Source organism: Phenylobacterium sp. LjRoot97 (assembly GCF_964254345.1).
Classification (GTDB): Bacteria; Pseudomonadota; Alphaproteobacteria; order Caulobacterales; family Caulobacteraceae; genus Phenylobacterium.
This window is the reverse complement of record NZ_CAXUTH020000001.1, coordinates 3,614,139-3,634,703: the sequence shown is the minus strand read 5'-3', so window position 1 is coordinate 3,634,703 and position 20,565 is coordinate 3,614,139. Positions and strand designations below refer to the sequence as shown.

Below are 20,565 nucleotides of genomic sequence, written 5' to 3'. Positions count from 1 at the left end.
TTGAGGAACCTGGGCTTACTGCGCCGCCATGGCCTCGGCCTGGCGCAGATCGACGGAGACCAGCTGCGAGACGCCGCGCTCGGCCATGGTCACCCCGAACAGCCGGTCCATCCGCGCCATGGTCACCGGGTTGTGGGTGATGGTGATGAATCGGGTCTCGGTGCGGCGGCGCATTTCGTCGAGCAGGTTGCAGTAGCGATCGACATTGGCGTCGTCGAGCGGGGCGTCGACCTCGTCGAGCACGCAGATCGGGGCCGGCTGGGCCAGGAACACCCCGAAGATCAGCGCGCAGGCGGTCAGCGCCTGCTCGCCGCCGCTCATCAGGCTCATGGTCGAGAGCCGCTTGCCAGGCGGGCAGGCGTAGATTTCGAGGCCGGCCTCCAGCGGATCGTCGGACTCGACCAGCCGCAGCTCGGCCTGGCCGCCCTGGAACAGCGCCTGGAAGAGCGTCTTGAAGTGCTCGTTGATGACCTCGAACGCGGCCAGCAGCCGCTCGCGGCCCTCGCCGTTCAGTTCATCGATGCCCTGGCGCAGCTTGGCGATGGCGCCGGTCAGGTCGGTGCGCTCGCTCATCATGGTCTCGAGGCGGGCGGCGTGCTCGCCGGCCTCTTCCTCGGCGCGCAGGTTCACCGCCCCGATCGAGTCGCGCTGGCGCTCCAAGGCGTAGAGGTGAGCCTCCATGCCGCCGGCGTCGGTGGGAATGGCGACGGCTTCCTCGGCGAGTTGGCGGCCGAGCTGCTCGGGCTCGACCCGCGCCGTCTCGCGGATCTGGGTGGTGATCTCGGTCAGGCGCTCGATCGCCGCTTCCAGCTTGGCGGCGAGCGAGGCGCGCAGCTCGCGGGCCTCGCCGGCGGCGGCTTCGGCCGCGCGCAGGGCGCGGTCGGCCTCGGTGCGGGCGGCTTCGGCCTGGGCCAAGGCGTCGGAAGACTGAGCGCGGCGGGCCTCGGCGGCGGCCAGTTCGTCCAGCAGCTTGCCGAGCCGCTCCTGGTGCGAGGCGGGCGCCTCCAGCGCTGTGTCGAGATTGGCCTGCACCTTGGCGCGGCCCTCGGCCAGGTCGTCCAGCCGGCGGGCGGCGGTCTTGCCGCGGCGGGTCCAGTCGTCGCTGTCGCGCTTGAGGTTCTCGTGGCGGCGGGCGCGGCCGTCGCGCTCGCGCACTTCCAGCTCGAGGGCCGAGCGCGCGGCCGAGGCGGCCTCGCGGGCCGGCCCGGCCGCGGCGCGGGCGGCGGCCAGGCGCTCGACCAGATCGCCGGCCTCGCCTTGGCTTGAGGTTTCGGCGATCGCCGTGGCCAGGATCTGCTCGGCGTCGGCGAGCTCGGCCTCGAAGCGGCCGATCATGTCGTCGAGCGACTGGGCCTGGGCCTCGCGGCGCGTGGCCTCGCGGTCGAGTTTCTCCAGGACGCCCCGGGCGATCGTGACCTTCTGCTCGGCGGCGGGCGGTTCGCGGCGGGCGTTGCGGACGGCGTCCTCGGCGGCGCGGACCCGGGCCGAGGCGGCGGCCAGGGTCTCCTTGGCGGCGGCGGCGCGCGGCGAGACCGCTTCGATCTCGGTCTCGACCTCGGCCAGCCGGGTCTTCTGCTCCATGCGGATGGCGGCGGGCTTGGGCGCGTCGGCGCGGGCGACGAAGCCGTCCCAGCGCCAGAGGTCGCCTTCCTTGGAGACCAGGCGCGCGCCGGTCGGCAGCGAGCCCTGCAGGCGGTCGCCGTCCTCCCGCGCGACCACCGCGATGTGGGCCAGGCGCGCGGCCAGGGCCTCGGGGGCCTTCACCTTGCCGGCCAGCGGCTCGACGCCGGGCGGCCAGGCGGCGGGCGCAGCCTCGCCGCCGCCCCAGTAGGCCGGGGCCTTGGGATCGAGGGCGGCGTCCAGGTCGTCGCCGAGCGCGGCGGCGACCGCGCGCTCGTAGCCGCGCGCGGGCACGACGGAGTCGAGCGCCGGGGCGAAGCCGGCGCGGCGCTGCTGGGCGACGATCTGGGCCAGGGCGCGGGCTTCGGCGGTCAGCCGGCCGAGGTGTTCATCCTGTTTGCGAGCGGCCTCGCGGGCCTCAGATTCGGCGGCGGCGGCCTTGCCGCGTTCGTCCTCGGCGGTCTCCAGCGCGGCGCGGACGGCGGTCAGGGCGGCCTGGGCGCGTTCCAGCTCGACGCGGGCCTCTTCGATCTGCGGGGTGACGGCGGGCCCCAGTTGGGCGCGTTCGCCCTTGGCCTGGTCGAGGGCGCGGCGGGTGCGCGAGACGCGGTTCTGGGCCTCGTCGACGCGGGCGGCGCCGGCGCGGCGGCGGGCCTCATCGGCGGCGGCCTGGGCGGCCAGCTCCTCGACCGCCTTGTCGGCCGCGATCCGGGCCTCGTCGGCGGCGCGGGCGGCGGCTTCCAGCTCCGGCACGCGTTCGGGAGCGGCGGCGATGGCGGCCTCGAGCGCCTCCAGGTCCTCGACCATGCGCGCCAGGGCGGCCTGGGCGTCGTGGGAGATCTGGGTCTCGCGGGCGCGGTCGCCGTCGATGCGGGTCAGGTCGCCGGTCAGGCGCTCGACCTCGGCGGCGAGGGCCTCGCCCTCGCGCTCCAGCCGGTCCTTGTCGATGGCGAGGCGGTGCAGGATCGCCGCGGCGATGGTCTCGGCCTCGCGCAGCGGCTTGATCGCCTCCTCGGCCTGGGCGGCGCGGGTGGTCGCGGTCGCAGCCTCGCGGGTGTTGGTTTCGACGGCGGCGGCGGCGGCGGCGGCCTCCTCGCGCAGTCGCACGGCGGCGTCGCGGGCTTCGGACCAGCGCGAGAACAGCACCGCGCCCTGCAGAGCGCGGATCTCGGCCGACAGTTTCTTGTAGCGCTCGGCCTGGCGGGCTTCGCGGCGCAGCCGGTTGAGCGCGGTCTCCAGTTCGCGAGAGACGTCGTCGAGGCGGGCGAGATTGGTCTCGGCTGCCCGGAGTCGGAGCTCGGCCTCATGCCGGCGCGAATGCAGGCCCGAGACGCCGGCCGCCTCTTCGAGGATGAGGCGGCGGTTCTGGGGCTTGGCGGCGATCAGCTCGGAGATCTGGCCCTGGCGCACCAGGGCCGGTGAGTTCGAGCCGGTCGAGGCGTCGGCGAACAGCAGCTGGACGTCGCGGGCGCGGACTTCGCGGCCGTTGATTTTGTAGGTCGAGCCGGCGCCCTTATCGATCCGCCGCACGACCTCAAGCACCGGGGCGTCGTTGAAGGCCGGCGGGGCGCGGCGGTCGGCGTTGTCGATGGTCAGGACGACTTCGGCGTGGTTGCGCGAGGCGCGGGCGCCGGAGCCGGCGAAGATCACGTCGTCCATGCCGCCGGCGCGCATCGCCTTGGCGGAATTGGCCCCCATCACCCAGCGCAGGGCTTCCAGCAGGTTCGACTTGCCGCAGCCGTTCGGTCCGACGATGCCCGTGACTCCGGGCTCGATCCGAAACTCAGTCGGATCGACGAAGGACTTGAAGCCGGAGAGTCGGAGCCGCTGGAAGTGCACGGGCCGGGGGCGCCTCCTACCGCTTGGAGGCCGCGGCGACCGCGGCGTCGAGTTCGGTGGCGGTGATCTCGCCTTCCTTCACCTTCTTGCCGTTGAAGACGAAGGTGGGGGTGCCGGTGATGGCGCCGTCCTTGGCGTTCTTGGCCACGCGGGCGTTGAGCGACTCGAGGTTGGCGGTGTCGGAGAGGCAAGCCTCGAACTGAGCTTCGCTGAGGCCGCCGGCCTTGGCGGCGGCGACCAGCACCGCGCGGGCGTCGCCGGTCTTGACCATCTCGTCGTGGCCGCGGAACACCGCGTCGACCACGGTGAAGTAGTTGTCCTTGCCGGCGCAGCGGGCGGTCATGTAGCCGGCGGCGGCCACCTGCGCCGGCGGCGTCAGGATCTCGCGCAGGGTGTAGTGGACCTTGCCGGTGTCGATGTACTTCTTCTTGAAGGCCGGAAAGACCTCATTGTTGAAGACCGCGCAGTGGCTGCAGCTGAGCGAGGCGTACTCGACCAGCTTCACCTTGGCCTTGGGATCGCCCAGCGTCATGTCGTCGGGCAGGGCCGCCGGAGCGGCCAGGGCCGAACCGGCGCACAGCGCAAGCGCCCCGAAGGCGGCGACGGCGATGCGGCGGTTCGGCTGGCGCATGGCTTACTTCGAGGCCTCGGCGACGGCCGCGTCGAGCTCGGCCATGGTCATCTCGCCTTCCTTGACCTTCTTGCCGTTGACGATGAACGACGGCGTGGCCTGGATCTTGTCGACCTTGATGGCCTTTTCGACGCGCTCGTTCAGGGCCTTCAGCGCTGCTTCGTCGGTGATGCAGGCGTTGAACTTCTCTTCGGTCATGCCGGCCGACTGGGCGGTGCGCAGCAGGATCCCGCGCATGTCGCCAGTCGTGAACATCTCCTGCTGGGCATGGAAGATGGCGTCGGTGACCTGGAAGTACTTGTCCTTGCCCGCGCAGCGCGCGGTCAGGAAGCCGGCGGCGGCGACCTCGTTCGGCGGCGTCAGGAATTCCTTGAAGGTGTAATGCACCTTGCCGGTGTCGATGTACTTCTTCTTGAACTCGGGGAAGACCTCGTTGTTGAACTTGCCGCAGTGGCTGCAGGTCAGCGAGGCGTACTCGACGATCTTCACCTTGGCGTTCGGATCGCCCAGGGTCATGTCGGCGGTGTCGACGGACCCGGCGCCGCCGCTCTTGGAGCAGCCGGCCAGCGCGAGCGCGCCCAGGGCCGCAACGACGAGAAGACGACGGTTGAAGTTCGGCATTTGCACCTCTGCGGAAGTCCGAATGAAAGATTAAAGCGCGATTCCCGGCCCGTGGAACGTGGGCGCCGGGGCAAAGTCAACCGGGCTCAGCCGGCTCCTCGCCGCATAACGCCCCGACCCAACCTCAGCAATGCGGCTTTCAGGGGGCCGTCGGGCGCATTCTCCAGCGACTTGGCGAGCTCGGCCTCGCGGGCGGCGTCGAGGGGCGCGGCGCGTTTGCGGGCGCCCTTGGGTTCGATCGAGGCGGCGTTGCGCAGCGGGCCCTGGACGATCCGCAGCTTGTTCACCGCGCCTTCGCCGAGGAACAGGTTCACCCGCGAGACGATCTCGTGCGCCTGATGCTGGATCAGCGCGGCCGAGGCGCCGGCGACGCGGATCTCCAGCGCGCCCGGTCCGCCGCCGCGCGGCTTGGTCAGCTTCACCGGCTCGGTGCGCTTGGCCAGTTCGACGCCGACGATCTCGCGCCAGCGCGCCTGCAGCGCGCCGGGCCCCTGGCCGTACTTGGCGTCCAGTTCCTTGAGCAGCTTGGAGAGACCGCGTCCGGCGACCGGCGGCGGCCGGCGCTGGGGCCGCGTGCGTTTGCGCGCCAGGATCTCGGCGGCTTCGGCGGGAGTGGGCAGGGGGCGGGGCATCGGCCGGCACTCTACAACAAGGCTCCCGTCCGAGGCGAGGATCGGGTAGCTGAGACCTTGTGACGCCCGAGACGCTCCGCGACCGCCTGCTGGACTGGTACGACGCCAACGCCCGCGACCTGCCCTGGCGGGTCGGGCCGGCCGATCATGGCCTGGGCGTGCGCGCCGATCCCTATCGCGTGTGGCTGTCGGAGGTGATGCTCCAGCAGACGACGGTGCCGCACGCGACGCCGTACTTCCTCAAGTTCACACACCGCTGGCCGAGCGTCAGCGACCTGGCGGCGGAGGACGACGGCGAGGTGATGGCCGCCTGGGCGGGGCTTGGCTACTACGCCCGGGCCCGCAACCTGCTGGCTTGCGCCCGCGCCGTGGCCGGCGACCATGGCGGGGTGTTTCCCGACACCGAAGAAGGATTGCGGGGCCTGCCTGGCCTGGGGCCGTACACGGCCGCGGCGGTCGGGGCGATCGCCTTCGACCTGCCGACAAACGTCGTCGACGGCAATGTCGAGCGGGTGATGTCGCGGCTGTTCGCGGTGGAGACGCCGCTGCCGGATGGCAAGGCCGAACTCAAGTCGCTGGCCGCCGCGCTGGTCCGCGACCATCGGCCGGGCGACTGGGCCCAGGCGCTGATGGACCTGGGCGCGACGGTCTGCCGTCCCAAGGGGCCGCTCTGCGACCGCTGCCCGGTCGCCGAATTCTGCGCCGGCCTGGCTGGCGGCGAGCCGGAAACCTATCCGCGCAAGACGCCCAAGGCGGCGCGGCCGCATCGCAACGGCGTCGCCTACATCCTCACCCGGGGGAACGAGGTGGGGCTGGTGCGCCGGCCGCCCAAGGGGCTGCTGGGCGGCATGCTGGCCCTGCCGACCAGCGATTGGCGGTCGGTCGGCTGGAGCGACACGGAGGCGGCGGCGGCCGCGCCGGTCGGCGCGGACTGGCGGGCGGTCGGCGAGGTCGAGCACGTGTTCACGCACTTCAGCCTGACCCTGCGGTTGCTGCGGGCCGAGGGCGACGCCGACGGGCTGATCTGGACGCCGCGCTCGGGGCTGGACGCCCTGCCGAGCGTGTTCCTCAAGGCCGCGCGGACGGGGCTGAGCAACCTGCTCTAGGCCAGGGCGGCGAGGATGAACTCGGCCTTGCCGGCGGTGTAGGCGGCGCGGTCGCTCGGATGTTCGGCGACCAGCCGGGTCTTCAGGTGTTCATAGGCCCGGCGCAGGTCCTCGTCGGCGCGGAGCAGGTCGCGGAACCGCAGCGTGGCGGTCCACTCTGGGCCCTCGTAGACGACGAAGTGGGCCAGATGGGTGCGCGCGACGCCCTTGCCGAAGATGCGGTGGCCCGGCACGCCGCCGTCGCCGGCGTCGTCATAGCCCAGCGCGATCATCGCCGACGCGTGGCGATCGGCCACGGCCAGATCGGCGACGCCGATCAGCAGGTCGATGATCGGCTTGGCGGCGAGCCCGGGCACCGAGGTGCTGCCATAGTGCTCGAGGGCCAGGACGTCAGGGCCGACCGCGGCGCGGATATGGGCGGCCTCCTCCTCGAAGGCCTGTGCCCATTGCGGATGCGGAGCCGCCAGCCGGTTGACGGTCCGATCAAGCCCGAGACCGTAGGTCATCAGGCCTGCGGCATGGCCGAGCGGATCTTGGCGCGCAGCACGTCGATGGGGGCCAGGCCCTTGTCGGACTTGAAGTGCCAGTAGGTCCAGCCGTTGCAGGCCGGGGCCGACTGGACCATGGCGCCGACCTTGTGGATCGAGCCGGAGAGGTCGCCGACCACCAGGCTGCCGTCGGCGCGGACGCGGGCCATGCGTTCGCCCTTCGGGCAGTAGAGCGCGTCGCCGGGGCTGAGCAGGCCAGCTTCCAGCACCTGGCCGAACGGCACGCGCGGCTCGGACTTCTTGGAGCCGGTGACTTCCAGGTCGCCAGGGGCGATGGGGACGATCTTGCTGATCCGGTCCTTGGCCAGTGCGACGTACTTCTCGTCCTGCTCCAGGCCGATGTAGCGGCGGCCCAGGCGCTTGGCGGCCGCGCCGGTGGTGCCGGTGCCGAAGAACGGGTCGAGGATGATGTCGCCGGGCTTGGTCGAGGCCAGGATCACCCGGTGCAGCAGGGCCTCCGGCTTCTGGGTCGGGTGGGCCTTGGCGCCGTTCTCGTCCTTCAGGCGCTCCTCGCCGGTGCATAGCGGGAAGGTCCAGTCCGAGCGCATCTGGACGTCGTCGTTGGCCATCTTCATGGCGTCGTAGTTGAAGGTGTAGCGGCGCGAGCCGCGGCCCTTGGCGGCCCAGATCAGGGTCTCGTGGGCGTTGGTGAACCGGGTGCCCTTGAAGTTCGGCATCGGGTTGGTCTTGCGCCAGACGATGTCGTTCAGCAGCCAGAAGCCGAGGTCCTGCAGGGTCGCGCCGACCCGGAAGATGTTGTGATAGCTGCCGATTACCCAGAGGGCGCCGTCGTCCTTGAGCACGCGGCGGCACTCGGTCAGCCACTCGCGGGTGAACTTGTCGTAGGCCGCGAAGCTCTCGAACTGGTCCCAGTGGTCGTCGACGGCGTCGACCTTGGAGTTGTCGGGACGCAGCAGGTCGCCGCCGAGTTGGAGGTTGTAGGGCGGGTCGGCGAAGACCAGGTCGACCGACTTCTCGGGCAGCTTCTTCAGCTCCTCGATGCAGTCGCCTTGAATAATCGTGTCGGCCTGAACGCCCATAAGGTCACCTCGATGTCCGGAGTCAGAATCCTGAGTCCTCGTGGTGAACGGGCCTTTACCGAACGTGGTTAACGGCCGTTGATCTTGGTTAACCGCTCCAGCGCGCCGAGGCGCCGTGGGCGTGAACAACCGCCAAAGTCCGCTCCTCGCCACCGGGCCACATCGTAAGCCGGACTTCCATGATCGCCATGTTTTCCGGCGGCGGCTCCATGCGCAGCCAGGCGAGTGGGGCGTCTGCGGTGGCCGCGTTCCCAAGCGATTCAATGGCTTGGCGCAGGGCTGCCTGACTTTCCGGGGGCATGTATTGCCAGAACACCGAGTGGTAGATCACCGTCGCCGCGCCTGGCGTGGGCGACGCCGAGCGCGCGGTCCAGTCGACGGCGTCGGCCGTCTCGACGGTGACGTCGTTTGCGAGGGCGACGTCGATCGCCGCGCGAATTCGCTCCAGCCGGTCGAACTGATCGGGCCAGACATAGGCCTGCAGGCGTCGGCGCTGGACCGGATCGTCAAGGTCTACCGGGCGGCGGTCGCAGGCCTGGCGATGAACGACGCGGACCTCGGCGTCCAGCGGCGGCAAGTCGCCGGACCAGTCGGACGGCAGCAGCACCGGGCTGTCCGGGCCCCAGGCGGAGCCTGAAAGATCATAGCGGTAGCGGTCCCAGGAGAGGTTGAGGCCGGCGCTGGCGGCGATCTCGAAGCAGCGCAGCGGCAGGCCGGTCTCCTTGGCCACGGTGAGGAAGCCGCCCAGCAGGCAGGCCGAACGACGCACCTCGTTGGTCTGCGGCTCGTGGTCCATGAAGGCCGCCAGGCGCCCGGCGTGCTCGGTCATGGCGCGGCGCGCCTGCGGCCAGGCCGCAGCTGCGTCGAAAGACTTGCCCGGCTGGGGATAGACAGCGGCGAGGGCGGGATCCTCGCCGCTCAGCACCAGGTCGTGCAGGCCGCCGAGAAGCCGCAGCGGGACGGCCGCGGCCATCAGGGCGCGGAGGTCCTGGCCGGTCCAGGGGGCGAGCAGGGCGGCGGTCGGGCCGCCGGCGTCCAGGTCCTCGGCGGCCAGTTCCAGCAGCTGGGCGTTGAAGGGCGAGCCGAGCGCCTGGCAGGCCTTGGCCTGGAGGCGAAGGGGGGCGGAAGGGGCGCTGTCCATGACCCCGCGATCGACCGGCGGGGGCGGGGCGTCAATCTTGATTCAATGGATCAATCGACGACGTCGACGAGTTCGCCGCGCTCGATCAGGGCCAAGCGGATCGGCTCCCAGCCGCGGCGGTGGATCGGGCAGGGGCCGAGGGTCCGCAGCGCCTCGACATGGACCTGGGCGTGATAGCCCTTGTGGCCGGCGAAGCCGTAGCCGGGATAGAGGCCGTCCATCTCGACCATGAGCCGGTCGCGGGCGGTCTTGGCCAGGATCGAGGCCGCTGCGATCGAGGCGCTGATCGAGTCGCCCTTGACCACGGTCTTGATTTCACAAGGCAATTTGAACTTGTAGTTGCCATCGACAAGCGCGAAGGCGGGCGTGACGGCCAGCGCCTCGACCGCTCGGCGCATGGCCAGCCCTGTGGCGTGGAGGATGTTCAGCTCGGCGATCTCTTCGACGCTGGCGAAGCCGACGCCCCACGCGATCGCCGCCGATTTGATCTCGAGCTCGAGGGCGTCGCGGGCCTTGGCGCTGAGCTTCTTCGAGTCGTTGAGGCCGTCTGGCACGCGCTGCGGATCGAGGATCACGGCGCCGGCGCTGACCGGTCCGGCCCAGGGGCCGCGGCCGGCCTCGTCCACCCCGCAGACGGGGCCGGTCGGACAGGCCAGTTCGAGCATCATGTCGGGCATACTAACGCACCAGCCGTTTGACTTGTTCGTGGCGGTGGCAGCAGGTCAGGTGGTCGTTGACGACGCCCGTGGCCTGCATGAAGGCGTAGACGATCACGGGGCCGACGAACTTGAAACCCTTGGCTTTCAAGGCCTTGGACATCTCCTCGGCGACGCGGGTCTGGGCCGGCACCTGGCCGATCTCGCTCCACTGGTTCTGGACCACGCGGCCGTTGGTGAAGCTCCAGATGAACTGGCTGAAGTCCTCGCCCTTCTCGCGCATGTCGAGATAGATCCGCGCGCTCTGAATGGCGGCGTCGATCTTGGCGTTCGAGCGGACGATGCCGGCGTTGGCCATCAGGGCGGCGCGCTCGGCCTCGCCGAAGCGGGCGACGAGGTCGGGATCGAAGCCGGCGAAGGCCTCGCGGAAGGCGTCGCGCTTTCGCAGGATCGTGATCCAGGCGAGCCCGGCCTGGAAGCCGTCGAGGACGAGCTTCTCCCAGAGGGCGCGCGCGTCGTACTCGGGCACGCCCCACTCGGTGTCGTGGTAGGCCTCGTAGAGCGGGTCGCCGGCCATGCCGCGCCAGCCGCATCGAATCAGATCGCCGGTCATGGGGCGCAGTCTTGGCTTTCGGCAGAGGGGGCTTCAAGCGCTGCCGATAGCGGTCCCATCGGCAGGTTTTCCAGGGCCAGCTTGCAGCAAACCGCCGATAGCGACGCCAGAGCGCGGTTTGTCGCGGAACGTTTCAGTGTCTATCGGCGTCTATCGGCGCGCGGCAGGTTTTTGTCGGTCCTGACGAATGATCGCAACAACAGCGACGGAAACTCCCTCATCTCCCGTTCAGGAGAGTGGAGGCAGTTAGCCGCAGAGCTTCGCCCCCGTCCTCCCCAATGACCTGGAATGCACCTCGTGAGTTCATCGCTTATTCCCCGCCGGATCTCCGCCCGCCTGCTCTGCGGGGTCGCCGCGGCCTCGCTCTGCGCCGGAGGGGCGCTGGCCCAGACCGACGAGCATGACCAGGAGACCGAGGTCGAGGAGCTGGTGGTCGTCGCCGGCCAGCGCACCCTGCCGGGCGCGGTGATCGGCGACATCACTCCGGAGCTGTCGATCTCGCCGCGCGAGATCCGGGCCTATGGCGCGGCCAGCGTCACCGAACTGCTCGACGCGCTGTCGCCGCAGCTGACCAGCGGCCAGGGCTCGGGCGGGCGGCCCGTCGTGCTCATCAACGGCGGCCGGATCACCGGCTTCGCGGAAATCCGCGACCTGCCGACCGAAGCCATCGCGCGGGTCGACATCCTGCCGGAAGAGGTCTCGCTGAAGTACGGCTACCCGGCCGACCAGAAGGTCGTGAACTTCGTGCTGCGCCAGCGCTTCAAGGCGACCCTGGCCGAGGCCTCGGGGTCGAGCCCGACGCAGGACGGCGGCGGCCAGAGCGTCATGGGCCACGGCTCGGTGCTGAACATCCTGCGCGGCCAGCGGCTGATGCTCGATGCGCGGCTCACCGACACCAAGCCGATCTACGAAGGCGACCGCGACATCGTCGGCGGCGAGGGCGACCTGCGCACGCTGAGCTCGGACACCACCGCCCTGTCGCTGAACGGCGTCTATGCGCGGCCGCTCGGCGAGGGCGTCAACGGCACCATCAACGCCGGGCTCGATTTCACCGATAGCCAGGGCAAGCTCGGCCTGTCGCCGTTCTCAGACGACGCGCTGCTGCGCCGCTCGGAAACCATCTCGGGACGGATCGCCGCCGCGGCGGCCGGCGCCTATGCCGGCTGGCAGTGGTCGTACACCGGCGGACTGACCCAGGACGTCGCCAAGTCCTCGACCGACCGCGACTTCAGCGGCGTGCCCTACACCGACCGCACCAAGAGCACGACGACCACGGCGCAGTCCGACATCGTCCTGAACCGCGCGCTGTGGGAGCTGCCCGCCGGCCAGGTCAGCACCACCCTGACGGCGCGGGTCTCAGCCACCCAGTTCGAGAGCGAGGCCGACCGCCTGGGCGTGGCCACCTCCAACACGCTGGATCGCAACATCGGCCAGCTGCAGGCCAACTTCGACGTGCCGCTGCTGCGCTCGGGCGAGGGGCTGGGCGAGCATCTGGGCAAGCTGTCGGCCAATGTGAACGTCGGCTACCAGAACCTGTCCGACTTCGGCGACCTGCAGACGATCGGCGGCGGCCTCAACTGGACGCCGATCAAGCCACTGCGGGTGCTGGCCTCGTTCGCGCGCACCGACCAGGCGCCGACCATGAACCAGCTGGGCGACCCGCTGACGTCGACCCCCGGGGTGCGGGTGTTCGACTTCCGCACCGGCCAGAGCGTGGAGGTGACCCGGGTGAGCGGCGGACTCGAGACCCTCGACTCCAGCCAGCGCGACACCCTCAAGCTCGGCGTCACCTACAAGCCCTGGGACAAGGTGAACCTGAACTTCCAGGCCAACTACGTCTCGACCCGCACCGATGACGCGGTCGCCGCGTTCCCGTCGGCCTCGACCCAGATCGAGGACGCCTTCCCCGACCGCTTCGTGCGCAACGCGGCCGGCGAGCTGACCCTGATCGACGCGCGGCCGGTGAACTTCGCCAAGCAGTCGCGCGACGAGCTGCGCTACGGCTTCACCTATTCGCGCCCGGTCGGCCCGCAGCCGACGCCGGAGCAGCAGGCGGCGATGCGCCAGCGGTTCCAGGCCGCGCAGGCCGAGCGGCAGCGCGCCGAAGGCCAGCAGGGCCAGGCTCAACAAGGACAGCAGGGTCAACAAGGCCAGCAGGGCGAGCAGGGCCAACAAGGGCGACAAACCCAGGGCCAGCAGCGCCAGGGCGAAGGCCCGCCGGACGGTCCGCCGCCCGGCGAGGGCCCGCCGCCCGGCGCCATGGGCGGCGGCGGCGATGGTCCCCGGATGGGCGGCGGCGGCTTCGGGGGGCCCGGCGGCGGCGGCGGCGGCCGCATCGGCGGCTTCGGGCCGGGCGGCCCGCGCAACGGCGTGTTCCAGGTCGGGCTCTATCACACCGTGGCGTTCAAGGACGAAGTCGAGATCCGGCCGGGCGTGCCGACCCTCGACCTGCTGGACGGCGGGGCGCTGGGCTCGGGCGGCGGCTCGCCGCGCCACCAGGTCGACCTGCAGGCGAACTACACTCGCGGCGGCCTGGGCGTGGCGGCGAACGCCAAGTGGCAGAGCGCGACCAAGGTCACCGGCCTGACCGCGGCCGAGGACCTGGAGTTCTCGGACCTGACGACCGTGAACCTGCGGCTGTTCGCCGACCTCGGCATGCAGCCGATCGCGCGCGAGCATCGCTGGCTGCGCGGCATGCGCGCCACGCTGTCGGTCGACAATCTGTTCGACGAGCGCCAGGACGTGAAGACCCCGCAGGGGATCACGCCGATCAGCTACCAGCCGGACCTGCTGGACCCGGTCGGCCGCTCGGTGAAGTTCACCGTGCGCAAGCTGTTCTTCTAAGGCCGAGCGCCCTGTTCCTCCCCCATTCTGATGGGGGAGGGGGACCGGCGAAGCCGGTGGAGGGGGCAAGACTTGGCGCTGTGCTTGCGGCTCGCCCCCTCCACCCCCCTTCGGGCGGTCCCCCTCCCCCGCTGCGCAGGGGAGGAAAGGTAGCGGGCCAGATACGGCGCGATTGGATCGCTTGCTACGCAGGGGCGCGAAAGTCGGTCATGGTGCGGCCCTGCAAGGGAGGCTGCGCATGGCGAGGCTCGTCTTTGGAATGAACCAGTCGCTGGACGGCTATGTCGACTACGACAAGTTCGCGCCCGATCCCGTGCTGTTCGAGCATTTCGTCGAGCAGGCGCGTGAGCAGACCGGGGCGATCTATGGCCGCGGGCTCTATGAGATCATGCGCTACTGGGACGACGACGACGCGGGCTGGAGCGAGGCCGAGCGCGCGTTCGCGGAAGGCTGGCGGGCGCAGCACAAGTGGGTGGTGTCGCGCTCGCTGACGAGCGTCGGGCCCAACGCCACCCTGGTCGGCGAGGATTTCGAGTCGGTGCTGCGCAAGGTGAAGGCCGAGCAGCCCGGCGAGATCGAGGTCGGCGGGCCGGTGCTGGCCAGGAGCCTGGGCGAACTGGGGCTGATCGACGCCTACCGGATCTATCTGCATCCCGTCGTGCTGGGCGGCGGCGATCCCTTTTTCGTCGGGCCGCGGCCGCGGCTGCGCCTGGTCGCCCATGAGCGGATCGGTCCGGACGCGATCCGGCTGACCTACGAGCCGGCCTGAACGGCCCAATCTGCAAAAGGACTTTCGCCGATGACGTTTTTCCTCCCCCATTGATGGGGGAGGGGGACCGGCGCAGCCGGTGGTGGGGGCCGGACTGGGCGCAGAGCTCGCGGCCGCCCCCTCCATCACCCTACGGGCGGTCCCCCTCCCCCGCTACGCAGGGGAGGAAATCATGTCCTTCGAGGGGTTCAAGCTCGAGCGGATGAGCACCGGCGAGGCGGTGCTGCGGTTTCGGCAGGGCGGCTCGGGGCCGCCGCTGCTGTTGCTGCACGGCTATCCGCAGACGCACATGATGTGGGGCCAGATCGCCGGCGAGCTGGCCAAGGACTTCACGGTGGTGGCGCCGGACCTGCGCGGCTACGGCGGCTCATCCAAGCCGCCGACGACGCCCGACCACGAGCCCTATTCGAAACGGGCGATGGCGCGGGACATGGTGGCGCTGATGAAGGTGCTGGGGTTCGATCGGTTCGACGTCGCCGGCCACGACCGCGGCGGACGCACCGCCTACCGCATGGCGCTGGATACGCCGCAGGCGGTCGGCAAGCTCAGCATCCTCGACATCATCCCGACCGCCGACGTCTGGCGGATGGCCGACAAGCGGTTCGCGCTGGGCTACTGGCACTGGAGCTTCCTGGCCCAGGCGCATCCGTTCCCGGAGCACTTCATCGCCGCCGACCCGGTGCATTTCGCGTTCCGCATCGCCCAGGGCGCGACCTATTTCGAGCCGGCCGCCTATGCCGACTATGTCAGCGCCCTGGCCGACCCGGCTGTGATCCACGCCATGTGCGAGGACTACCGGGCCGGCGCGACCTATGACGTCGCCGCCGACGAGGCCGACCGCGGCGTGAAGAAGATCGCCGCCCCGACCCAGGTGCTGTGGGGCGCCAAGGGGGCGGTCGGACACTGGTACGACGTGCTGGAGGTCTGGCGGCCCTGGTGCGAGGACCTGCGCGGTCAGGCGATCGAGGGGGCGGGGCACTTCCTCGCCGAGGAGAAGGCGGCGGAGACGCTGGCGGCGTTGCGGGGGTTTTTCAAGGGGTGAGGACGTTCCTGGCCGTACATCGCGACGGGCTTGTGCTGGGCCTGCTCCTGGCGGGCGTGACGCTGGCGGTCGCCGCCTTCGTGGCGCCGACGGTCACGCTCGGGCCGGGGCGCACGGTCGAGGGCGCGGTCGTCGGGCTGCTGTCGGTCGAGCGCGAGGGCGGGACCCAGCCGGGACTGCTGGTGCAGGCCGGCGAGCGGCGGGTCCGCCTAGCCATGAGCCGCGGGCACGGCTGCGTGGTCGGCGACCGCATCGCGCTGGTCGAGCATGCGACGCTGCTGGGGCGGCGGTATGCGGCGGGGACGGGCGGGTGTTCGACTCCAACCTTGTCCGAAGCCAAGCGGCCCGCTGGGGCAAGCTAGGGTCCTCCACATGCAAGGGCGTCGGGAAGCCGGCGCCCTTTGCATGCGGCAGACGGAGACGTCAGGCGGCCTGCGCCGCCGGCCTGCGCCGCCGAACGGCGCCGCCGATGACGCCGAAGCCGACGATCATCATCGCCCAGGTCGCCGGCTCGGGGACGGCGCTCGTCGGGGAGAAGGTGGCCAAGGTGTAGCCCTCCTGCGACCAGGCGAATCCGTTCGGGACCCCATAGCCGTCGGCAGGCAGCCATCCCCCGGCGATTTCAACGTAGAAGCCCCTTTCATCGAAGGCATGGGGAACCAGCACGCCAGCAAAGCTCTCGTACGGGAAAAACGCCTGGAACTCGGAGCTGGCGAGGATGGCGGCAAGCGCCTCGACGGCTTGCGCGCGCGTGTTGAAGGTCAGGGTTCCGTCGAAGGCGTCGCCGGTGAACGTGACGTCGTACTTCGCGCCGCCAATCGAAAGGTTGTGCAGGGTGACGCCGTCCAGAAGCGTAGCTGCGTGCGCCGAGGTCGAGGCGACCGCCACCATCATTGCGGCGAACGCGCCCGCGACCTTCGACTTCAATCCAAGCATAGTTTCCCCCTGGTGGCCGTGATCGGCGCGTGCGGCCGTGTCCATGTCCACGTCAGTGGACCAGCATTGGCCGGGGCCGAACCGCGAAAAGGCTGGGGGCGTCTCAGTGGGACGGCCAATTCCCGCGATCTGTCTCATTCCGCGGAAAATAGTTGGCCGGGGCCGGAAAGCTGGGCCATTCGATTCCGATGGACAGAGTCATGAATGCGTCCGGAGGCGAGCTCGTGCTCGGCCAGCCCATCCCGCGCGTTCGCCACGCGCTCCTGCCGGGCGAGACGCGGCTGGATTTTGCGCACCGCCTTGCGCCGTCCGTGGCGTTCGCCTTTTCCGTCGACCCCGCCCGGATGGCGGACCAGCCGGACTTCGACTTCTCCGCCGACGCCCTCGTGCTGCCGGAAGCGGTCGTCACGCGTGCGAAGCTGCGTGGTCAGATGGTGCTGACGCGAGACGACGCGCTCGTCACCGCCACCGGCGCGGACCAGCTGTTCGTCTATGTGATCGAGGACGGCGCGCTCGACGTGCAGCCGACGCGGTCCGGCCGGCGGCTGCGCGCCGGAGACATCCTCGTCCTCGACCTGGCGCATGCGGCCAAGGTGATGGAGACCGACTTTGCGGGGATCATGATGGTCATGGCGCGCGGGGCGCTGCCCGAGCCCTTGCGCCACCTCGATCTGCACTGCGCGGAAATCCGCGGCGACCACCCGCTGGCCCGCGTGATCTCCAGCACGCTGGCCTGCCTCTGCGAGGACGCGCCGGAAATGACCCAGGCGCAGGGCTCGCTGGTGTTGCGTGCGGCGATAGAGATGCTGGGCATGGCGCTGACCGACGTCAGGCGCGCCCGGCTCGCGCCACGGGCGCTGAAGGCGCTGGCCGAGGCGCTGGTCGACGACCACCTGAGCGAACCGGCCTTGTCGCCGGCCTGGATCGCGGCGCGGCTCGACGTTTCGCGCGCCACCCTCTACCGCGCCTTCGCCCCGTACGGCGGCGTCACCCGCTTCATCAACGAGCGGCGGCTGCAGAACGCCTGGATTCTGCTGACGTCGGACGACCATCTCGCGCTCGGCGAGATCGCCGCGCGCTGCGGCTATGCCGGCCGGACGCGGCTGTTCCAGGCCTTCAACGAGCGCTTCGCCATGCCGCCTGACGCCGTGCTCTCGGCCAGCGAGGACGACCGCGCCAGGCTCCGGGAGCACGCCGCGCGCGCGATGATGGATGTGTGGGACCAGCGCACCGGCAGGACGATCGTTGGCTGAGCCGGGGAACTAGTCGGCCTCAAGCCAGTCCGGCTTTTCGGCGCGGGCGGGTTGGCCGTCGGCGGTGAGGGCGCCTTCGAGGCGGTCGAGGCGGACGAGGGCGATGGCCCGGGTTCCGTGGCCGGAGAGCACCTCGCCGGCGCGGCGCTCGCCGTCCAGCAGCAGTTCGGATCCGGCGGCGGGCGGGGCGGCGTCGAAGGCGAGGGGCAGCATGCGGTTCTTGATCTGGCCGCGGCGCTTCATGCGCGAGGTGGTCTCCTGGCCGATGAAGCAGCCCTTGTGGAAGTCGATGCCGTGCAGCAGGTCGAAATTGGCCTCGATCGGATAGGTCTTTTCGACGCCCCAGTCGGCCGGGCCGGGCACGCCGAGCGCCAGGCGATGCGCGTCGTAGGCGATTTCGTCGGCGTTCGGCGTCGCCTCGACGCCGTAGCCGCGCCAGCCGAGGGCGGGCAGCCGCGGGTCGCGCGACCAGCCGGGGCCGGGGTCGGCGCCCCAGGCGGCGAGCACCGGGGTCTCGTCGGCGGCGATCTGAACCTTGGCGCGCAGCCGGTACATGGTCAGGCGCAGGATCAGCGCCTCGCGGCTGGTCCGCTCGACGTCGATGAAGGCGCCGTCATCCCGCCCGACCACGAACAAATCGAACAAAAGCCGGCCCTGGGGGTTCAGGAGAGCGCCGAACCGCGCTTCGCCCGGGGCGAGCGTCTCGACGTCCTGGGTGATGAGGCCTTGCAGGAAACTGCGCCAATCCTCGCCCGAGACGGCGATCAGGGCACGGCTGGACAGGGCTGCGATCGGGGGCTGCGTCGACATGAGAGAGGAGTTAGGGCCTGCGCGGGTGGAGCGCCAGCGTCAGGAGCCCTATAGAAGGACGATGGCGCACGGGTCCTTCCCGATTCTGTTCATCACCGCGACCCGGATCGGCGACGCGGTGCTGTCGTCCGGCCTGATCAAACGCCTGCTGGACGAGGTTCCGAACGCGCGCTTCACGATCGTCGCCGGCAAGGCGGCCGCGCCGCTGTTCGCCGAAATCCCCAGTCTCGACCGGCTCATCGTGCTGGAGAAGGCCAAGAACGGCGGCCACTGGTTCAAGCTGTGGCGCGAGGTGCGCCATCGCAAGTGGGGGCTGATCGTCGACCTGCGCGGTTCGGCGATCTCGCAGTTCCTGCGCCGCGAGCGGCGGGCGGTCTACAAGCGCGGAACCGGCGGCGGGACGCACAAGGTGATCGAGGCCGCGCGGCTGCTGAAGATCGAGGACGAGCCGCCCTCGCCCTACCTGTTCACCTCGGCGGCGACCGAGGCCTATGCCGACGAACTGACCGCCGGACACCTGCCGATCCTGGCCATGGCCCCGGCCGCCAACTGGGTCGGCAAGACCTGGCCGGCCGAACGCTTCGCGCAGGTGGCGATCCAACTGCTGGGCGGGCCGCTGGCCGGCGGGCGGCTGATGCTGCTGGGCGGGCCCGGCGACCAGCAGGCGGTCAGCGCGCTGCGCAACGTCGTGCCGCGCGAGCGGACCATCGACCTGGCCGGCAAGGTCGAGCTGCTGGCCAGCTACGCCTGCCTGAAGCGCGCGCGGCTGTTCATCGGCAACGACAGCGGCCTGATGCACATGGCCGCCGCGGCCGGGACCCCGACCATCGGCCTGTTCGGGCCCTCGGACGACAAGCTCTATGGGCCGTGGGGCGAAAACACCCGGATCGTGCGCGGCATTCGCAGCCTCGACCAGATCCGCGAGGTTGACCCGGCGCTCTCGCAGGCGCTCTGTCACATGATGGACCTGCCGGTGGATTGGGTGACCAACGCCGCTAAGGACCTGCTCGCCCAAACCAGTTCCAAAGCCAGTTAAGCCCAGAGACGAAACATGCCCGAGACCTTCGACCTCATCGTGAGGGGCGGCGAGGTGGTGAACCATGCCGGCCGCGGCCTGGCCGATGTCGGCGTGCGCGCGGGCAAGATCGTCGAGATCGGCGACCTGTCCCAAGCCAGCGCGGGCGAAGTGTTCGACGCCAAGGGGCAGACGGTGCTGCCGGGGGTGATCGACACCCAGGTGCACTTCCGCGAGCCGGGCCTGGAGTGGAAGGAAGACCTGGAGACCGGATCGCGCGCCGCGGCCATGGGCGGCGTCGTCGCCGTGTTCGAGATGCCGAACACCGAGCCGACCACCACCGATCCCGACGCCCTGGCCGACAAGCTGCACCGCGCCGCCGGCCGCATGCACACCGACCACGCCTTCTATGTCGGCGGCACCCACGAGAACGCGCAGTTCCTCGGCGAGCTGGAGCGTCTGCCCGGCTGCTGCGGGATCAAGGTGTTCATGGGCGCCTCGACCGGCAGCCTGCTGGTGCAGGACGACGAGGGCATCGAGCAGGTGCTGCGCCATGTGAACCGCCGCGCCGCGTTCCACTCGGAGGACGAATACCGGTTGGCCGAGCGCCGGCCGCTGGCCCGCACCGGCGACTGGACCAGCCACGAGGAGGTGCGCGACGCCGCCTCGGCGCTGGAATCGACCCACCGGCTGGTGCGGATCGCCAAGGCGCTGGGCAAGCGCATCCACGTGCTGCACGTGACCACCCGCGAGGAGATCGAGTTCCTGGCGCTGCACAAGGACGTGGCCAGCGTCGAGGTGACGCCGCAGCACCTGACCCTGACCGCGCCGGAAGCCTATGAGCGGCTGAAGGGCTACGCCCAGATGAACCCGCCGATCCGCAACGCCTATCACCAGGCCGGGCTGTGGCACGGCGTCGCCGCCGGCATCGCCGACGTGCTGGGCTCGGACCACGCGCCGCACACCAAGGACGAGAAGGCGCGCCCCTATCCGGCCTCGCCGTCGGGCATGCCCGGCGTGCAGACCCTGGTGCCGGTGATGCTGACCCACGTGAACGAGGGCCGGCTGAGCCTGGAGCGCTTCGTCGATCTGACCAGCCATGGCGCCAACCGGGTGTTCGGCATGGCCGACAAGGGCCGGCTGGCGGTCGGCTACGACGCCGACATCACCGTGGTCGACATGAAGGCCCGCCGCACGATCAAGCACGAGGACATGTCGACCCGCGTCGGCTGGACCCCGTTCGACGGCTTCGAGGCCAAGGGCTGGCCGACGGCGACGATCATCCGCGGTACGGTGGTGATGCGCGACGACGAGCTGGTCGCGCCGAGCATCGGTCAGCCGGTGCGCTTCGCCGAGACCCTGGGGGGCTAGTTTCCCCTAGGGAGGGAAGCCACGAGCGCCCGGTTCGGGTCTCGGCAATACTTTCGCGACATACTACCGACAGTGGGA

Annotated in this window: 18 protein-coding genes and 1 pseudogene; 8 read left to right on the top strand and 11 right to left on the bottom strand. The window is 70.6% G+C overall.

The features are described 5' to 3' along the window. Window positions 1-15 precede the first annotated feature (15 nt). The 4 genes from ACSQ2H_RS17935 to ACSQ2H_RS17920 form a co-directional block, all read right to left on the bottom strand. On the bottom strand, window positions 16-3,459 hold the full coding sequence (locus tag ACSQ2H_RS17935; protein ID WP_436062743.1) for an AAA family ATPase: 3,444 nt from the start codon (window positions 3,457-3,459) through the stop codon (window positions 16-18). Between the two features lie 16 nt (window positions 3,460-3,475). After that, the gene (locus ACSQ2H_RS17930; protein ID WP_436062742.1) at window positions 3,476-4,090 is read right to left on the bottom strand and encodes a thioredoxin domain-containing protein; all 615 of its coding nucleotides are present in this window, start codon (window positions 4,088-4,090) and stop codon (window positions 3,476-3,478) included. Between the two features lie 3 nt (window positions 4,091-4,093). After that, window positions 4,094-4,711: a DsbA family protein gene (locus ACSQ2H_RS17925; RefSeq protein WP_436062741.1), complete on the bottom strand. Its 618-nt coding sequence runs from the start codon at window positions 4,709-4,711 to the stop codon at window positions 4,094-4,096. A gap of 86 nt (window positions 4,712-4,797) precedes the next feature. Then, on the bottom strand, window positions 4,798-5,343 hold the full coding sequence (locus ACSQ2H_RS17920) for a DUF721 domain-containing protein (protein WP_436062740.1): 546 nt from the start codon (window positions 5,341-5,343) through the stop codon (window positions 4,798-4,800). Between the two features lie 59 nt (window positions 5,344-5,402). On the opposite strand from ACSQ2H_RS17920, the gene mutY reads away from it, so the two are divergent. Then, window positions 5,403-6,449 (top strand): A/G-specific adenine glycosylase, encoded by a 1,047-nt coding sequence (gene mutY, locus ACSQ2H_RS17915; RefSeq protein WP_436062739.1) that lies wholly within the window; start codon window positions 5,403-5,405, stop codon window positions 6,447-6,449. Here the strand turns inward: mutY and ACSQ2H_RS17910 are convergent. The 5 genes from ACSQ2H_RS17910 to ACSQ2H_RS17890 all read right to left on the bottom strand — a co-directional run bounded on the left by ACSQ2H_RS17910 (window position 6,446) and on the right by ACSQ2H_RS17890 (window position 10,447). Next, complete coding sequence (locus ACSQ2H_RS17910; protein ID WP_436062738.1) at window positions 6,446-6,955, bottom strand: GrpB family protein; 510 nt, start codon at window positions 6,953-6,955, stop codon at window positions 6,446-6,448. The two genes, mutY and ACSQ2H_RS17910, sit on opposite strands and share 4 nt — an antisense overlap. Beyond that, the gene (locus ACSQ2H_RS17905; RefSeq protein ID WP_436062737.1) at window positions 6,955-8,037 is read right to left on the bottom strand and encodes a site-specific DNA-methyltransferase; all 1,083 of its coding nucleotides are present in this window, start codon (window positions 8,035-8,037) and stop codon (window positions 6,955-6,957) included. The genes ACSQ2H_RS17910 and ACSQ2H_RS17905 overlap by 1 nt, the downstream gene beginning before the upstream one ends. An 88-nt stretch (window positions 8,038-8,125) precedes the next feature. After that, on the bottom strand, window positions 8,126-9,178 hold the full coding sequence (locus ACSQ2H_RS17900) for a DUF2332 domain-containing protein (RefSeq protein ID WP_436062736.1): 1,053 nt from the start codon (window positions 9,176-9,178) through the stop codon (window positions 8,126-8,128). Window positions 9,179-9,228: 50 nt separating this feature from the next. Next, window positions 9,229-9,855 carry a ribonuclease HII gene (locus ACSQ2H_RS17895; protein ID WP_436062735.1) on the bottom strand — a complete coding sequence of 209 codons (627 nt, stop codon included), beginning with the start codon at window positions 9,853-9,855 and terminating at the stop codon, window positions 9,229-9,231. Between the two features lies 1 nt (window position 9,856). Next, window positions 9,857-10,447 carry a DNA-3-methyladenine glycosylase I gene (locus ACSQ2H_RS17890; protein WP_436062734.1) on the bottom strand — a complete coding sequence of 197 codons (591 nt, stop codon included), beginning with the start codon at window positions 10,445-10,447 and terminating at the stop codon, window positions 9,857-9,859. A 297-nt stretch (window positions 10,448-10,744) separates the two neighbouring features. On the opposite strand from ACSQ2H_RS17890, the gene ACSQ2H_RS17885 reads away from it, so the two are divergent. The 4 genes from ACSQ2H_RS17885 to ACSQ2H_RS17870 all read left to right on the top strand — a co-directional run bounded on the left by ACSQ2H_RS17885 (window position 10,745) and on the right by ACSQ2H_RS17870 (window position 15,464). Then, window positions 10,745-13,291 carry a hypothetical protein gene (locus ACSQ2H_RS17885; protein WP_436062733.1) on the top strand — a complete coding sequence of 849 codons (2,547 nt, stop codon included), beginning with the start codon at window positions 10,745-10,747 and terminating at the stop codon, window positions 13,289-13,291. 238 nt (window positions 13,292-13,529) lie between these two features. Further along, window positions 13,530-14,060, top strand: coding sequence for a dihydrofolate reductase family protein (locus ACSQ2H_RS17880; RefSeq protein WP_436062732.1), 531 nt, complete (start codon window positions 13,530-13,532; stop codon window positions 14,058-14,060). Window positions 14,061-14,232: 172 nt separating this feature from the next. After that, the gene (locus tag ACSQ2H_RS17875) at window positions 14,233-15,102 is read left to right on the top strand and encodes an alpha/beta fold hydrolase (protein ID WP_436062731.1); all 870 of its coding nucleotides are present in this window, start codon (window positions 14,233-14,235) and stop codon (window positions 15,100-15,102) included. Further along, a complete protein-coding gene (locus ACSQ2H_RS17870) occupies window positions 15,099-15,464 on the top strand; it encodes a hypothetical protein (protein WP_436062730.1) in 366 nt (121 codons plus the stop codon). Before ACSQ2H_RS17875 ends, ACSQ2H_RS17870 begins: the two co-directional genes overlap by 4 nt. A 61-nt stretch (window positions 15,465-15,525) precedes the next feature. Here the strand turns inward: ACSQ2H_RS17870 and ACSQ2H_RS17865 are convergent. Next, a pseudogene (locus ACSQ2H_RS17865) lies at window positions 15,526-15,630 on the bottom strand (PEPxxWA-CTERM sorting domain-containing protein); the annotation flags it as partial. 560 nt (window positions 15,631-16,190) lie between these two features. On the opposite strand from ACSQ2H_RS17865, the gene ACSQ2H_RS17860 reads away from it, so the two are divergent. Beyond that, window positions 16,191-17,291 carry a helix-turn-helix domain-containing protein gene (locus ACSQ2H_RS17860; RefSeq protein WP_436062729.1) on the top strand — a complete coding sequence of 367 codons (1,101 nt, stop codon included), beginning with the start codon at window positions 16,191-16,193 and terminating at the stop codon, window positions 17,289-17,291. Window positions 17,292-17,300: 9 nt separating this feature from the next. Here the strand turns inward: ACSQ2H_RS17860 and ygfZ are convergent, their stop codons facing one another. Beyond that, the gene (ygfZ, locus tag ACSQ2H_RS17855; protein ID WP_436062728.1) at window positions 17,301-18,101 is read right to left on the bottom strand and encodes a CAF17-like 4Fe-4S cluster assembly/insertion protein YgfZ; all 801 of its coding nucleotides are present in this window, start codon (window positions 18,099-18,101) and stop codon (window positions 17,301-17,303) included. Window positions 18,102-18,162: 61 nt separating this feature from the next. Between ygfZ and ACSQ2H_RS17850 the strand changes: the two genes are divergently transcribed. Together ACSQ2H_RS17850 and ACSQ2H_RS17845 are read left to right on the top strand one after the other, a co-directional pair. Beyond that, window positions 18,163-19,137, top strand: a complete 975-nt coding sequence (locus ACSQ2H_RS17850) for a glycosyltransferase family 9 protein (RefSeq protein WP_436062727.1) — start codon at window positions 18,163-18,165, stop codon at window positions 19,135-19,137. Window positions 19,138-19,152: 15 nt separating this feature from the next. Further along, a complete protein-coding gene (locus ACSQ2H_RS17845) occupies window positions 19,153-20,487 on the top strand; it encodes a dihydroorotase (RefSeq protein ID WP_436062726.1) in 1,335 nt (444 codons plus the stop codon). Window positions 20,488-20,565: the final 78 nt, after the last annotated feature.

Bases quoted from the DNA above. Each gene is read 5' to 3' on its own strand.
- ACSQ2H_RS17850 (WP_436062727.1), top strand. From the start codon at position 18,163: ATGGCGCACGGGTCCTTCCCGATTCTGTTCATCACCGCGACCCGGATC.
- ACSQ2H_RS17895 (WP_436062735.1), bottom strand. From the start codon at position 9,855: ATGCCCGACATGATGCTCGAACTGGCCTGTCCGACCGGCCCCGTCTGC.
- ACSQ2H_RS17910 (WP_436062738.1), bottom strand. From the start codon at position 6,955: ATGACCTACGGTCTCGGGCTTGATCGGACCGTCAACCGGCTGGCGGCT.
- ACSQ2H_RS17925 (WP_436062741.1), bottom strand. From the start codon at position 4,711: ATGCCGAACTTCAACCGTCGTCTTCTCGTCGTTGCGGCCCTGGGCGCG.
- ACSQ2H_RS17875 (WP_436062731.1), top strand. From the start codon at position 14,233: ATGTCCTTCGAGGGGTTCAAGCTCGAGCGGATGAGCACCGGCGAGGCG.
- ACSQ2H_RS17845 (WP_436062726.1), top strand. From the start codon at position 19,153: ATGCCCGAGACCTTCGACCTCATCGTGAGGGGCGGCGAGGTGGTGAAC.
- ACSQ2H_RS17920 (WP_436062740.1), bottom strand. From the start codon at position 5,343: ATGCCCCGCCCCCTGCCCACTCCCGCCGAAGCCGCCGAGATCCTGGCG.
- ACSQ2H_RS17930 (WP_436062742.1), bottom strand. From the start codon at position 4,090: ATGCGCCAGCCGAACCGCCGCATCGCCGTCGCCGCCTTCGGGGCGCTT.
- ACSQ2H_RS17900 (WP_436062736.1), bottom strand. From the start codon at position 9,178: ATGGACAGCGCCCCTTCCGCCCCCCTTCGCCTCCAGGCCAAGGCCTGC.
- ACSQ2H_RS17880 (WP_436062732.1), top strand. From the start codon at position 13,530: ATGGCGAGGCTCGTCTTTGGAATGAACCAGTCGCTGGACGGCTATGTC.
- ygfZ (WP_436062728.1), bottom strand. From the start codon at position 18,101: ATGTCGACGCAGCCCCCGATCGCAGCCCTGTCCAGCCGTGCCCTGATC.
- ACSQ2H_RS17905 (WP_436062737.1), bottom strand. From the start codon at position 8,037: ATGGGCGTTCAGGCCGACACGATTATTCAAGGCGACTGCATCGAGGAG.
- ACSQ2H_RS17890 (WP_436062734.1), bottom strand. From the start codon at position 10,447: ATGACCGGCGATCTGATTCGATGCGGCTGGCGCGGCATGGCCGGCGAC.